Below are 14316 nucleotides of genomic sequence, written 5' to 3'. Positions count from 1 at the left end.
CTCTAAAAGTGAAATCTAACGCCCGACAAATTGCGATAGCGGGACTTATCGCCGCCGTGTATTTTGCCATCACCATATCTCCCGGCATTTCGGCTATCAGTTACGGCAATATCCAATTCCGCATTGCCGAAGCCTTAACTGTCTTACCCTTTGTCTATCCGGGGGCTATCGCCGGGCTTTTTGTCGGTTGTCTTCTGGCAAACATTTTTGGCCCAGCCGGTATCACGGATGTTATTTTTGGCTCATTACTGACACTATTGGCTGCCTGGTTAACTTTTCTTTTGAGAAAAACAAAAAAGACCTATCTCGCTCCAATTCCCCCCATTGTTATAAACGCCTTTGGCGTATCAGTATATATTAGCTATCTGTATGAAATCCCCTACTTGATTTGTGTAGCTGAGATTTTATTGGGACAAACCGTTGTTTGCTATTTGCTCGGGTATCCCCTGCTCAAATACATTATGAAACGGGAAAAGCATTTTTAATTGACTTAGGTAAGCGGAAGATATTTAAATTCATCAGATTATGATCTAATTTAGACTGGATAGGTATCAAATGGCAAATAAGCTCATTATTTTTGAAGATAATAATTACGTCAATTTCCACCCCCTGACTCTTAATCGCCCCGTTTTTACGCTTAGATGCGGGGCCTTCGAATTATGGGAAAAAATAGCGAAGAATTTCGTAGATTACACCCTCGCTTATTCATGCCGCGAAGAAATTGCGCCCTCCCTCCGGCAAGAAGCCAACTCCGAAGTAAACACGATTGACTATCAGGGAGGCGATAAACTGGTTTTCATAAACGGCCGCCTGCGCCTCGGACCGAAACTGGTTAACGAAATAAAAACCTGTACTGAAAATCGGATATTCTTGCACGACAAAACCACGGCCGCCGTCGTAATCTGCGAAGACTTTCCTAATTCAGACTCTCAGGATATAAATTTTACTGGCGACAGTGAATCCCAATTAATGGGCGTAAAGGCCGATCTCATACAGGGTGAATTTGAATTTTATAATTACCTCTGGGATCTGGTAAATTTAAACGGAAACGAAATATCCGCCGATTATACGGCCTATTTTAGCGATTTTGATCTCTCCAAAATGATCGATAGCGCCTCCATCGACTCGAGCGCTCGAATTTTATCTCAGGACAATCTCTACATTGCCGCCAATGCAGAAATCGGAGCCAATTGCGTCATCGACAATAGAAAAGGCCCGGTCATAATTGATGAAAACGCTGTCATCGGTCCGTTGTCATTTATTGAAGGCCCCTGTTATATTGGACGGGAGACACAGGTATTCCGAAGCCACATTCGTGAAGGATGTTCATTCGGACCGGTTTGCCGCGTCGGGGGTGAAGTCGAAGACTCTATTTTTCAGGGCTACACCAACAAATACCACGACGGTTTTATGGGACACGCCTACTTGGGCAGTTGGGTCAATCTCGGAGCCATGACCACCAATTCCGATTTAAAAAATAATTACAAAGATATCTCGGTCACTTTGAATGGACAGAACGTTAATACCGGATGTATGAAAATCGGATGTTTCATCGGCGATCACACCAAGACCGGTATCGACACCCTGATAAATACCGGCGTTTCAATCGGCTTTTCGTGCAATATTTACGGTGGCACGTTGGTGACTTCAAGCGAAGTCCCTTCATTTAGTTGGGGCGACGAATCAGGATACGATATATACAAATTGGACAAAGCCATTGAGGTTGCCCGCGCTTCAATGGCAAGACGAAACATAAAAATGAATTCGCCTGTTGAAAATATCTTTAGCCATATATTTGAAAATCGGCTGGGGAATTTATAGCGATATGATCGCTTAACCCGTTTAGCCGTTTATTGTTTTGTCATATTCGCCGATAAGATTCTAAAACAGTTAATTTCTTGACACAAACCCAATTCGGGCATATTTTGAGCTCTAATTGGCAAACATGGAGAGTTTAATGCCGGAACTTCGCAAAGACCCCATAATTGGACGATGGGTTATCATTTCTACCGAACGCGGCAAGCGCCCGGCTCAATTTCCCAAAAATGAAAAACGCATCGCTCCCAGGGCATGTCCATTTTGTCCCGGGAATGAATCCGCTACCCCTCCGGAAATTATATCTTATCGTGAAGACGGTTCCGAATCAAATCGGCCGGGATGGTCGCTCAGAGTCGTTTCCAATAAATACCCTGCCCTTGTAATCGAGGGCGAATTGAGCCGTGAACCCAAAGGCATTTACGACAAAATGCACGGCGTGGGAGCTCACGAAGTTATTATTGAAACACCCGACCATAATCTTGACCTGGTTGATTTGCCCATTTCCAAAATAAAAGATGTTCTCTGGTCTTATCGCGATCGCTACATGGATCTTCAGCGTGATCCCAGATTCAAATATATTCTGATATTCAAAAATCACGGACAAGCCGCCGGAGCCTCGGTTGAACATAGTCACAGCCAGCTGATCGCCACTCCGATTATCCCCAAGCGAGTCGCCGAAGAAGTAATAGGCGCCAAAAAACATTACGAATACAAAGAACGCTGTATTTTTTGTGACATCATCCGTCAGGAAATCACCGATAAAGAACGCGTTGTCGAGGAATCGGATTCATTTTTGGCTTTTGCTCCCTACGCCAGCCGTTTCCCCTTTGAAATATGGCTGCTTCCCAAGACTCATTCAAGCAATTATATCGATACCGACATGGAATTGCATGAAGAACTCGCCACCATACTAAGGCGCATCCTGATGAAACTTAAAATTGGACTGGCCGACCCGCCTTTCAATTATATTTTACATACATCTCCGGTTGGCAATGAATATCGCGATTATTTTCACTGGCATATAGAAATTATTCCCAAACTGACCAGGGTTGCCGGATTTGAATGGGGCACCGGCTTTTACATCAATCCCACCCGTCCCGAAGATGGAGCCCAATTTTTGAGAGAATTGGAATTGCCCAGCGAATCCGTCTCCACCTGAATCTGAAAGGTATAGGAGTACTTTCAGATGCAAAAACTGAAAATTCTCTTTGCTGCCTCCGAAGCGGTCCCTTTCGTCAAAACCGGCGGCCTCGCCGACGTCTCCGGGATGCTGCCTCAAAAACTCGCCGAACTTGGCCATGCCGTAAAAGTTGCCCTCCCCCGATATTCAGCCATACCTGAGAATCTCATGAATAACGCCCAGGATGATATCACGTTTGATATTGATATCGATAAAGCTTCTCATTCGCTTGACCTTATCCGTCTCGTCCATAATAAACACGACCTCGAATACTTATTCATCGGCAATGATTTCTTTTATGACCGGCCGGAATTATATCGTGATCCCAAAACCGGCAAAGATTACATCGACAATGACGACCGCTTCTTATTTTTCTGCCGCGGTATTTTAGAACTTTTGCCCAGAATTAAATTTCATCCCGACCTTATCCACGCCAATGACTGGCAAACCGCGCTTCTGCCGGCCTTCCTCAAAACCGCCTATGAGCAGGATATTAAATACGCCGAAATCAAATCTATCCTGACTATTCATAATCTGGCTTATCAAGGTCTTTTCCCCGATGCTTCGTTTGATAAACTCGGCTTGGAAAAAGATCTATTTTACGCTACTCGGCCGTTCGAATTCTGGGGTAAACTTAATTTCCTCAAAGCCGGAATAATTTACGCCGATGTCATCAGTACCGTCTCTCAAACCTACGCCAAAGAAATCCAATCATCCAAAGAATATGGCGCCGGTCTTGAAGGCGTCCTCAAAGAAAGAAGCGACGATTTATATGGCATTATAAACGGAGTTGATTACAACGAATGGTCGCCTTCCAAAGACAAGCATCTTTTCCGAAAATACAACCAAAAGAATTTTTCCGGGAAAAAGATTAATAAAATCGAACTGCTAAAACACGCAAACCTTCCCCCGCGCGACAATGTACCATTAATCGGAATGATTTCCCGCCTGGCTGACCAAAAAGGATTTGACCTGCTCAGTAAGGCCGCCGACGAATTGCTTTCATTAGATATCCAAATGATAATTCTGGGAACCGGTGAGAAAAAATACCACAGGCTCCTTCAGGATTTACAAACACGATTTCCCGACAAACTCAAGGCTTTCATCACTTATGACAATACTCTCGCCCATAGAATAGAAGCCGGAGCCGATATGTTTCTCATGCCTTCCCGATATGAACCATGCGGCCTGAATCAGCTATACAGTCTGAAATACGGAACCGTTCCAATTGTCAGAGCCACCGGCGGTTTGGCTGATACCATCGAGCAGGTTGATTTTGATTATGGTACCGGGACTGGATATCTATTTGAAAAATACGGCGCCAAAGCGATGATGACCTCCATCAAACAAGCTGTCAGACATTTTTCCAAAAAACGTAAATGGCGACAGATCATGAAAAATGGCATGAGCAAAGATAATTCATGGGATGCCTCTGCCCGCAAATATGTCGAATTGTATAATGTCGCCTTATCCAAAAAATAATATGTCCGAGAATTTTTCGATAAACCTATCCACTGTTTCCAAATCCGCAATAATTGGAATTGTACTCCTATTATGCTCACTTATAATCTTTAGGGATTCTCTGATAGTTGAAGCCTGCCGCGACCTCTTCTAACATGATCACACACGCGGAGATATTCAGTCTTACTAACCGCTGGCGCAAAAAAGTAGCCGAACTTACACCGTAGTATGTCAGCTATCTTGACAAACTTGCCATGAACATGCGTTAGCCGGCGTATATTAAAGCCTCGCAATCGTTTTGCCGAAATAATAGATGATAATAATGTTCAAAAAATTCTATTGACAAACTTTGGGGCATGCGTATATTAAAACGCTGATAAATAAACAAGCGGGAATAGCTCAGTTGGTAGAGCACCACCTTGCCAAGGTGGCTGTCGCGAGTTCGAGCCTCGTTTCCCGCTTTTTTTATCTTTAGGCGGCTTAGCCAAGTGGTAAGGCGCGGGTCTGCAAAACCTGTATTCTCCGGTTCGAATCCGGAAGCCGCCTTTTTTTACTTCCCTCCCAGACAGTCTGACAATTTCCATTATTATCTATTCCTGTTATTGCTGTAAATGATTAGTTAATTTGTGTAGCGATAACTCTGGAGTTGTCGTGGTTAGCTTGTAGCGACAACCCTCGGGTTGTCGTCACCCAATCATTTGTGTAGCGACAACTCTTGAGTTGTCGTGGTTAGCGTACGCCCCTGGTGTACCGACATATTGTCTGTCATTCCCGAGAGTTTCCCGCTTTGCGGGAGTCGAGTCGGGAATCCAGTCGTAGGGATGGAGCCCATCGGGCTCCAGCCAAATACCTTGTAGCGACAACTCTTGAGTTGTCGTCCAAAACCAATATCATGTCATTGCGAACGAGCATTAACTATGGGATTGGTGCACGCTTCCAACGGTATGGAAGGATTAACATTGAATGTTGTTTTATACCCTGCATGAATTTCCGATCATGGCCGGGGCAAATTGAGTACGGATAGATATGCACAGTAATGAAAATAATACTCATTAGCGAAATATGAAATGCTTAACCAACGGACCTTATTTGTAATTTTTTAATAATAAATGAGACAATAATAACAGGCAAAGTAGCAAGTATTTGGCTTAATGCGAATTCTGCCCCTCTGGGGAAAGGTAATGAATTCGGTACTCCCAACCAATAATACAGGTACACAATTCCCAAAGAGAATAAGAGCCGTGATAAATACAATCCAATACAAACCTTATTGAGCTTTCGCATTTCAGAGCGCGGGATTGACCATGTTGAGAGGGTCTCAAATCTGCCTATTATCGTATAGTCTATAGAGAAGCATATAACATATGAAACAATTACAATAGCTAGAAGGTACCAGAGTATTGATAAGAACTGCCCAATGAGTGTACCGGCAAGTAAGGCACCCACAGCCGTGAAAGCCTCGGGCGAGATATAAAATCCATGTAATTTTTTTTCCTCATTTGTTTTGCACTTTTCAGGTTTTTTGTAATCTTTATGGTGGTTATCAGTATCGCTTCCACCAAGTAAATTATTGTAGTAACTTCCGATTTTTCCGCCATGCCATATTATATCCTTTAATGTTGGATGAAGTATCGTGGCACGGTAACTCTCCAATTCTTCCTTTAGAATTTCGCGTTCCATTAGGAGCTTTCTAAATTCGGACTGTAGTTTTTTCATTTTAAGAAAACTTATGATAATCGCCAGCACGCTCATAATGATTGACAAAAGAGCTACGGGCAACGGAATAAAATTCACAAGATTATCCATTGGCTACCTTTACATTATATCAATTCAGCCACTTATAGTTTCTCAGTATATTAAGGCGAAACATGAAATCAAATCCTTTAGAAACTCTCGCAATGTCAGAATAATTACCGATTTACCTAAATTATAAATATCTAAAGAATATTTGTCAATAGCAATAGGAATATATTTAACATAAACAATTATCCAACCAATCTGGCCGGTGGACCACAGCTTGCTGTGGCACTGAAAGCCATCCCAAAAATAGGCAAAGCTTATTTTTCCTGTGGGTCCCCGCATAGAGCATCTACATTTATCCAACCAATCCAATGCAATTTCCGAATTCCCCCACTTTTATAGGATGAAGACTAATAATTCACATAGCGGACTCAAGACGATATCAACACGGATAATTTGACAAAGACTCTTCGCCTTTTATCCAACAGAACTTTCGAAAGTACTAAAAAGGACAAAACGAACCCAATTCGCTGTAACCCACACAAACACACTCATATATGAGGATTTTTCAGAAATGCAAATGTGGATAACTCTTCCGGATTCCGACAATTACCTCTTCGGATCCTTCGCGGGTTTGATAGGCAAATAATCGCATTTATTTTCCCCCTCTTGAGAGGGGTGGCCCCGTGTAACGGGGACGGGGTGTGTACAATTGGTTGGAATAAGATAAATGACTAATTTCTTGACAAAAGTTCAGATCATCTGCGCGACAGCCAAAAACAGGCCCCCGCCTTTCGTAATCACCACCGATTTGATATGACCCAAAACGTTAATCTGAGGAAACAAACCCATTTTGGGGTACTTGATTGGCAGGATCGCGGGGATCCTGCCCTGCGAGATAATTACTTTTTCTTTTTTCTGAAAATGCGGGGAAGGAAACGAGGTTGTTTGCGCCGTTCGACTTTAAGATGAGAATTGATTTTTTGGGAATGATCCATCAACCAGTCGCGCAGGACCGTCTCAATAATTTCAATATCTTTGGCTTTATGAAATTTGAGAACATACCCGGAATTATAAAATCCGGTTTCTTCGTTTTTCCTGCACCAGCGGCATTCGGCATCAAACGAAAGCTCACGGTATCCATAAATTTCCTTGTCCAGCGGCACCCGGCAAAAATACAGATGATGAACTCTGAGAGGATAAGCGCTCATTAGTTTCATACCCTCAAGAGATAAATCGAGAGTATGCCCCATTAATTGCTTGGTATGGATATCAAAGACCTGCAAAGCTTTAGCGGCCGGGCGCCTGATTTTTCGGGTAGTATCTTCATTGATAAGACTTGTCATAGTCGGATTATCGGACAGGCAGGCGACACAATTTAAAATATTTTGGGAAAATCCGGTAAATCTGTGCTTGAAGTATAAACAGTTAACACTTTTAGCACCAACTGTTTAATATTCAAACTGTTGAGTTTTAATATACGGCATGAAATTAGCTATCGTTCAATAATCATATAAGGTCATCCAGCCGGTATGCCGATTTTTTGGCCCTCTTTTTGGTATTCTCCGCGGCCCGGCATAGAGCCGAAATCTTATTCTTTGACGGCGATTTTTTGGGACTTTTTATAACCGTTAAACATAGGAGGATGTCGATTAATTTTTCAAAATTCTCTTTTTTAAAATACCGAACGCTTTCATATTCATTGACTTGCAAATATATTTTTATTAAATCGTCGCCAAAGAAATCTCCGGCGATTTCAATTTTTTCTATTTCGTATAAGTTCGAAACGAGTTCAGGGTACTTTACGAGAATCTCAGCCAGCAGGGCATCTATATAGGCTTTTGAATTATCGCCAATGATCGATTCAAAACATGATTGCAGAGTCGGCCGTAACATCCAATCATCAAATAAGGCATTAATGAATTTGGTTTTTTCCTCTTTGGCATCATCTCTCGAAAATCTACTTAAGGAATCGATAATTATGGCGCCCAACAAAATATGCTCTCGTCCCGTTAGTGAATTTACTAATTGTTTATCCGAACACAACTCATTCATTTTTTCAATATTCATAAGTGTTTCTGAAGTTGTATCTTCATATTCAGTATCCGTGTTCAAATATCCAATGACCGCCTTATACAATACATCCATATCATTTTTAATCTTCGATATTGTTTCTTTGTCGGCGCTTTTTAAGGCATCAATTGTATTCCGAGTAATAATCATTCTCAAAGGATTCAAAACCGGTTCCAATTGCATATACTTTAGTTCTTCTTCCAGATTCCGAACTCCTCTTCCCCCGAGTCTTTCATTCAATTGTCCCCAGAGATTATTCACATCGTATATTTCCACGAAATCCAAAAAGGCATGATAGTGATAGCCGTTAAGAAAAACGTACAATCCGTCATTTGCTATTTGCCGGGCGCTCCGCAAATACTCCAACCCGACATGATAATCATGAAATTTATAAAATACATTTTCACCGGTATTGAGACTCAACGCCTCGCCAATCGATTTATGAACGAACTGTTTGTCCTCGCCTTCTTTAATATTGATTGCCGTGGAAGTATGTATTCTGCCTTCAGTCGAGCCGTAGGAATTATTATAGATGATAATAGCCCGTTCATTTTCGAAACGGTTGCAGAAGGCAAAAACATTTTCATTGACATTTCCATCCTGACGCACAAAATCGAATAAGGCGAAATTTTCCGAACCGCTGAAAAGATTGCGGCGTCTCATCAAAGGAAATATTTCATGCTCATGTCGGTGAATCAAAGTTTCGTCGGGAGATTCATCCCAGTAGGCGCGGTAATATTCCATTCCGTATTTTTCGGTGAATCCTTCTATCTGACCGTGTCCAAACATGGGCAAACCCGGCATGGTCACCATCATGACCGCTACTCCGAAATATTTGTCTTCTTTACCGAATTGTTCCACGGCCGTTTCTTCATCAGGATTGCTCATGAAATTGACGAAACGTTTCAATATTTGCGGGCTGAACTCAAGAATGTTTTTTATTGTCATTCGATATTTGGCATTGTCTTCATCTTTGAGCATGTTCATAAAAGCGCTGTTGTAAACCCGGTGCATTCCAAGAGTCCTGACAAAATATCCTTCCATCAGCCAGAACGCTTCCGCCAAAAGGAGCGTATCGGGGACTTCCGCAGCGACTCGATCGACGACTTCGCGCCAGAATTCAATCGGGAAACATTTGTCCAAATCCCCGCGCGACATCCCAAATTGAGAGCGGGTGGGAATGTCACCGCCCTCCCCCGCTTTGGGAAACCATAGTCTTTGATAGTGTTTTTTAGCCAGGGTCATGGCGGCATCGAAACGGATTATCGAAAATTTGCGGGCCACGGCCAGAATATTTTGAATGACGGCTTCTCGAACCTCGGGTATAAGAAAATTCAACTGCGCAGTATCATTCCAGGGCGTGCTGGTGCCGTCATTACCATGATAAATATACTTAGTCTCCCCCGTCCATTTTTCGATTCTTTTGAAAACCACCGCGGCGTCTCTTTTTTCCCAGTATCCGTCTTCGATTTGGATAACAATCCTGTCATTTTCCGATAAATCCACACCGGTATAGCTGTACCATGGATAAGGAGATTCGGATAAATTCAAAAACCAATCGGGATGTTCAATTACCCAATTGGAATATATACCCATGTGATTGGGAACCATGTCGCTGGCGAACCTTATACCTCTCTGCCAGGCGCGATCACGTATATTTAAATAAGCCGTTTCTCCCCCCAAATCGTGGGCAATTGTATAATCATAAATCGAATAAGCCGACGGAGCCGCTTCGGGATTGCCCATGATTTGTTTAATCTTCCTCGATGCCGGAGAGCGCTCCCACAACCCGATCAACCATAATCCTGTAAATCCCCAGCGCGCCAGCAAATCCAGCTCTTCGTCAGGGATATCACTGAGATATTTTATATGACGCTGATATTTTTTCGATAGCTGATCGAGCCAGACATAAACCGACTTGGCCATAAGAACGACATTCGACATCCAGTCGGCATCGCGGCTGTAGGCGGCATGCTCAGGATAAGTATCGTCATACCATTGCGCCCGGCTGTCGAAAGCCAACGGGATATTCGGGCCCGGCCCAAATCCCCGAATCTTTTTTTCCTCGGATGAGATATCCATGGCACGAGTTATCGCCTTAAGAAGCGCTGTGGGGAGGAATGATGACCAATTTGCCTTTATGTATTCAAGCTGGTCGTCGAGCGAATCAGGGCAGGCTTTCATCGGGGCTTTGAGGCATTCAAACAGGGGCATCCCCAGAGGTTCAAATACCGGCTGGCGCGAGAATATAGTTTCCTGCTCCTTTATTAATAATGAGTACTTTGTTTTAGATTCAAATTCCTCATCATCAAATAGAGATTTCAATATATTAAAAGCCGGATTAGCGACCATCAAATACAAAAGAATCGATTCAGTAAAGATTAATTCCTGATTTTTAATAGTCTCGGTATTATCACGCAGATATTCTTCCCGCGTACTCATTTCATAGATTACTTCCGGAGGCGGATAATGATCTATAAAAGCAGGCGGAATTTTCCTCATGGCGTTTTGGGCTTCAGCCGATTTCACTTCACCCAAAACCCTTTCTTTTACTCCCGGATAGTCCTCGTTGCAATAACGGATGAGCAAATACCTGAGTATATCGGTTATCAAACCGGCCGTGTTTATTTGTCCGGCGTGAATAAAAATACCAGATTTCAATTGCCGTATATTTTCCTGATTAATAAGATGAGCCAGCTCTCTCAGATATTTTATATCCGATGCTCGCCGAGAAGTATGATAATCCGTCAAATAAGATTTCAGATTAAACACATTCCAGGATTTCTTCGAAATCTGCAATCCAAAAGGAAAGTACGCTCTCAATATTTCTATTAACCAATCCGTCATTTGTATAACTCAACAAACTTTTTAGGCGTTTATAAATCAGCTTTATTTGCGGAAGTAAATATATTGTTATTTGTCCTTCAAACGCTACTAAAATAGAATACGCGAAAAGTTCATATTGTCTTATCGGCAAGCATTGACTAAATTGGCTTTTCACATTCTCGAGAAGGGTTAGAAATGGACATTATAAAAAGCAAAATTCAACAAGTACCTCGTTTACTGGAAGAATTGGACATTGATTTATGGATGGTTTTTGTCAGGGAAACGGCGGTAACGAATGATCCCGTCATGTCCCTGGTTGTCGGGTATGAAGTTGTCTGGCCGTCCTTTTTTCTTTATACCTGTTCAGGCGAGACAATCGCTATCATAGGCAGTATCGACCAGGCTGATTTTCAACGGAGCGGTTATTTTACGGAAATTATTCCTTATGACGAGGGAGTCGCCGATGTTATTAAAGAGACCCTGACAAAATTAAATCCAAAGTCGATTGCTATTAATTATTCCAAAGATAATCCTTCCGCCGACGGCCTGACGCACGGTATGTATCATCTGTTGCGCGATTACCTGGTCGGCACCCAATTTATTGACAAATTGATTTCGGCCGAGGAAATCTGTTCAAAATTACGCAGCCGCAAATCTGATGTTGAAATTGAAAATATTTCCAAAGCGGCCGAACTTGCCTGTCAGGCATGGGACAATGTCATCCCGCAGCTTAAAACGGGCATGACGGAAAAAGAAGTATCAGACCTCGTTGCCTCCGAAATCGAATCTCTCGGATACACAATCTCATTTCCAACAATTGTTAATACCGGAGACAAAACTTTACCCGGTCACGGTACGCCTACCGACGCGGTAATTGAACCGGGAGAGATACTGCATATTGATTTTGGAGTGAATTATAAGGGGTATTGTTCCGATTTGCAGAGACTTGTTTATTTTAAAAAACCGGAAGAGAGCGATGTTCCCGATGAAGTATTAAAAGTATTCGAGCTTATAAAAAATATAATCTTGGAATCGGCCAAAATGTGTAAACCGGGAAAAATTGGACTGACAATAGACAGTTATGCCAGAAAAGTCCTTAAAGATAATGGTTATCCTGAATATAAACATGCCCTCGGCCATCAACTGGGACAATATGTTCATGACGGCGGCGCTCTTATCGGACCACAGTGGGAACGTTACGGAAAATCGCCCAATATTCCTTTGGAAATCGGAAACGTATTTACTCTCGAACTTGAAGTCACGCTCGAAAATATTGGTCATATTTCTCTTGAAGAAGACGTAGTAATTGAAAATCAGGGAGCCCGTTTCCTTTCGCCACGGCAAACTGAATTGGTTGTACTGTAATTTACTAAAAGCGAGGAATACTATAAATGTCGCAAAGCAAAGTAGTCGAACAAAAAGCAATTCCTCAACGCACGGGTATTGAGGAAAAACACAAATGGGATTTATCTGTGATATTTGATTCGGATGAAACCTGGGAAAAAAGTAATCAGAAGGCAGAAGAATTAATCAATAAAGCGAAGGATTTCGCAGGCAAATTATCCGAATCACCGGAAATACTGTTCAATTGCCTCGAACTGCGCACCAAATTGTCTCTGATTGTTTTTGACCTCTTTCAATACGCGCGCCTGAATAAAGATCTGGATGGACGTCAATCGAAATACCAGGCCATGACTGAGCGAGCGGCGATGCTTTCATCAAAAGCCGAAGCGTCATTTTCATTTATAGAACCGGAATTATTGCAGATCGATAAAGATAAACTCGAGGAGATGGGACAAAAGTTCCCCCGAACCGATCTCTATGATTTTTACATTAAGGAATTTAATCGCTCACGAGAACATATCCGCAGTGGAGAAGTCGAAGAGCTTTTGGCGCGGTCGGCGGTTATCAGCCGCGGTCCACAGAGCATTTTCTCAATGTTCGACAGCGCCGACATAAAATACCCTGAAATTGAGGACGAAAACGGCAACGCGGTTCAACTGACCAAACAGCGTTTCGCGAAATTCATGGAATCGCCCGATCGCCGCGTCAGGCGGGAAGCCAACGGAAAATTCTTTGAACCGTATAAGAACAATATCAATACCCTGGGTGCCATGCTGGCTTCTTCGGTCAATGCCGATGTATTCTATGCCCGGGCTCGCAAATTTGACAGTTCACTGCATCACGCTCTTGATGTCTATAATATCCCAACTTCCGTATATCATTCACTTCTTGATTCGACCCAGAAATACATAAACGGACTTCACCAATACGTATCGCTGCGCAAGAAAGTACTGAAACTTGATGCCGTCTATACTTATGATTTGTATTGCCCCTTGATTTCCGAATTGAATATTGATGTACCATACACGACTGCGATCGATGAAATTCGCGAAGCGACCAAAACTCTCGGCAATGAATATGAACAAGTACTCATGGGAGGATTCGACTCCCGCTGGATCGATGTATATGAAACGGAAGGAAAAGTCGGCGGAGCCTATAACTGGGCTAATTTTAACACCCACCCGTTCGTTTTGATGAATTATAACAATACACTGAGTAATCAATTTACCCTGGCGCACGAAATGGGACATGCCCTGCACAGTCATCTGGCCAATCAAAATCAACCGTATCAAAAAGCAAACTATTCCATTTTTGTCGCCGAAGTTGCCTCAACCATTAACGAAGGATTATTACATCATTACCTCGTTCAGCAAACCGATGATGATAATAAAAAGGCGTTTCTTACTGACCGCTGGTTGATGGGCGCCCTGGGTACGTACTTCCAACAGGTGCTGTACGCGCACTTTGAACTCAAAATCCATGAACATGTTGAAGGCGGTCAGGCCCTGTCTCCCGATATCATGAACGGCATCCTCAAAGATTTATTACTCAAATATTTTGGTCCCGACTATACTGTGGACGAGTTCACGAAATACAAATGGTCACGCGTGCCTCATTTTTATCGCGCTTACTATGTTTATCAATACGCGACGTCATTTGCCGCGTCTCAGGCGATACTCAAACGGTTTCTTGACGGTGAGGAAGGCATCATTGATAAATATTTAAACCTCCTGCGTTCCGGTGGAAATGATTATCCCATTGAGCAATTAAAGAAATGCGGCGTTGACATGACAACCTCAGAACCGTTTGAGGCAACTCTTGAATTATTTGCGTCACGCGTTAAAGAATTGGAAAATTCTTACATAAGCTGAAAA

The 14316-nt window shown here is 42.6% G+C and carries 9 protein-coding genes and 2 tRNA genes; 8 read left to right on the top strand and 3 right to left on the bottom strand.

From position 1 onward, the window contains the following. Positions 1 to 8: 8 nt before the first annotated feature. The 6 genes from V3V99_03710 (at position 9) to V3V99_03685 (ending at position 5005) form a co-directional block, all read left to right on the top strand. Positions 9 to 485: a QueT transporter family protein gene (locus V3V99_03710; protein ID MEE9441753.1), complete on the top strand. Its 477-nt coding sequence runs from the start codon at positions 9 to 11 to the stop codon at positions 483 to 485. Between the two features lie 70 nt (positions 486 to 555). Continuing rightward, positions 556 to 1821 carry a putative sugar nucleotidyl transferase gene (locus tag V3V99_03705; GenBank protein ID MEE9441752.1) on the top strand — a complete coding sequence of 422 codons (1266 nt, stop codon included), beginning with the start codon at positions 556 to 558 and terminating at the stop codon, positions 1819 to 1821. Positions 1822 to 1957: 136 nt separating this feature from the next. After that, the gene (gene galT / locus V3V99_03700; protein ID MEE9441751.1) at positions 1958 to 2977 is read left to right on the top strand and encodes a galactose-1-phosphate uridylyltransferase; all 1020 of its coding nucleotides are present in this window, start codon (positions 1958 to 1960) and stop codon (positions 2975 to 2977) included. A gap of 27 nt (positions 2978 to 3004) precedes the next feature. Further along, entirely contained in the window at positions 3005 to 4480 is a 1476-nt protein-coding gene (gene glgA, locus V3V99_03695) for a glycogen synthase GlgA (protein MEE9441750.1), read from the top strand. 367 nt (positions 4481 to 4847) lie between these two features. Further along, positions 4848 to 4920: transfer RNA gene (locus tag V3V99_03690), tRNA-Gly, on the top strand. 13 nt (positions 4921 to 4933) lie between these two features. Next, a tRNA-Cys gene (locus V3V99_03685) sits at positions 4934 to 5005 on the top strand. A gap of 525 nt (positions 5006 to 5530) precedes the next feature. On the opposite strand, the gene V3V99_03680 is transcribed toward V3V99_03685, so the two are convergent. The 3 genes from V3V99_03680 to V3V99_03670 all read right to left on the bottom strand — a co-directional run bounded on the left by V3V99_03680 (position 5531) and on the right by V3V99_03670 (position 11119). Further along, entirely contained in the window at positions 5531 to 6139 is a 609-nt protein-coding gene (locus V3V99_03680) for a hypothetical protein (protein MEE9441749.1), read from the bottom strand. Positions 6140 to 7101: 962 nt separating this feature from the next. Then, positions 7102 to 7545, bottom strand: a complete 444-nt coding sequence (locus V3V99_03675) for a PilZ domain-containing protein (GenBank protein MEE9441748.1) — start codon at positions 7543 to 7545, stop codon at positions 7102 to 7104. Positions 7546 to 7708: 163 nt separating this feature from the next. Then, entirely contained in the window at positions 7709 to 11119 is a 3411-nt protein-coding gene (locus tag V3V99_03670; GenBank protein MEE9441747.1) for an alpha-amylase family glycosyl hydrolase, read from the bottom strand. Positions 11120 to 11293: 174 nt separating this feature from the next. Here V3V99_03670 and V3V99_03665 point away from each other — a divergent pair, with 174 nt between their 5' ends. Then, positions 11294 to 12463: a Xaa-Pro peptidase family protein gene (locus V3V99_03665; protein MEE9441746.1), complete on the top strand. Its 1170-nt coding sequence runs from the start codon at positions 11294 to 11296 to the stop codon at positions 12461 to 12463. Positions 12464 to 12489: 26 nt separating this feature from the next. Beyond that, a complete protein-coding gene (gene pepF / locus V3V99_03660) occupies positions 12490 to 14313 on the top strand; it encodes an oligoendopeptidase F (protein ID MEE9441745.1) in 1824 nt (607 codons plus the stop codon). The last annotated feature ends 3 nt before the right edge of the window (positions 14314 to 14316 follow it).

The sequence above is a fragment of the Candidatus Zixiibacteriota bacterium genome (genome assembly GCA_036480375.1).
Classification (GTDB): Bacteria; Zixibacteria; MSB-5A5; order GN15; family JAAZOE01; genus JAZGGI01.
The sequence above is the reverse complement of the archived record's forward strand: the minus strand, read 5'-3'. Positions and strand labels throughout refer to the sequence as shown.

Excerpts from the sequence above, each read along its gene's own strand:
- pepF (MEE9441745.1), top strand. The coding sequence starts at position 12,490 with ATGTCGCAAAGCAAAGTAGTCGAACAAAAAGCAATTCCTCAACGCACG.
- V3V99_03705 (MEE9441752.1), top strand. The coding sequence starts at position 556 with ATGGCAAATAAGCTCATTATTTTTGAAGATAATAATTACGTCAATTTC.
- V3V99_03675 (MEE9441748.1), bottom strand. The coding sequence starts at position 7,545 with ATGACAAGTCTTATCAATGAAGATACTACCCGAAAAATCAGGCGCCCG.
- V3V99_03670 (MEE9441747.1), bottom strand. The coding sequence starts at position 11,119 with ATGACGGATTGGTTAATAGAAATATTGAGAGCGTACTTTCCTTTTGGA.
- glgA (MEE9441750.1), top strand. The coding sequence starts at position 3,005 with ATGCAAAAACTGAAAATTCTCTTTGCTGCCTCCGAAGCGGTCCCTTTC.
- galT (MEE9441751.1), top strand. The coding sequence starts at position 1,958 with ATGCCGGAACTTCGCAAAGACCCCATAATTGGACGATGGGTTATCATT.
- V3V99_03665 (MEE9441746.1), top strand. The coding sequence starts at position 11,294 with ATGGACATTATAAAAAGCAAAATTCAACAAGTACCTCGTTTACTGGAA.
- V3V99_03680 (MEE9441749.1), bottom strand. The coding sequence starts at position 6,139 with ATGGAACGCGAAATTCTAAAGGAAGAATTGGAGAGTTACCGTGCCACG.